General features: G+C 58.1%; 1 protein-coding gene. It reads right to left on the bottom strand.

What is annotated here, in order from left to right; genetic code table 11:
- Positions 1–329 (bottom strand): cytochrome b (locus AB4Y44_RS42530; RefSeq protein ID WP_368702831.1); only part of this gene is annotated, 329 nt, incomplete at its 3' end.
- Positions 330–370: the final 41 nt, after the last annotated feature.

The raw sequence follows: 370 nt of genomic DNA, 5'->3' as shown, positions 1-370 counted from the left end.
ACAACATGATGGTAAAGAGCAGCGAACGCGTGAAATCCGGCAAGCCACATGATCGTGTCGCCGAGCCATTTGTGGACCGCAGCAAGAGCTGCGCCCGTGTCATGTGAAGTGCCGAACAGGGGTGAAAAATCAGCGCCGGCGACGAGCGTCAAGGGAGGTCCTTCGAGCCACGCGCCAGCGACGGCAGTCATCGGGAGTGCGCGCAGAAGCAGAAAAAGCATGAATTGGGCGGCTATTGCCGTAATACCCATCCAGCGCGAAACCGAGGGTGGCTCGGGACGTGTATCAATCATTCGCCACAGCAAGCGGATGACGGTGAGCGCGAACACACATAATCCAAGCGTCTCGTGGAGTCGCCGGTCTATTTCGT

It is taken from the genome of Paraburkholderia sp. BR10937 (genome assembly GCF_040965695.1).
Classification (GTDB): Bacteria; Pseudomonadota; Gammaproteobacteria; order Burkholderiales; family Burkholderiaceae; genus Paraburkholderia.
Note: the sequence above shows the minus strand (reverse complement) of the source record. Positions and strands in the feature narration are given on the sequence as shown.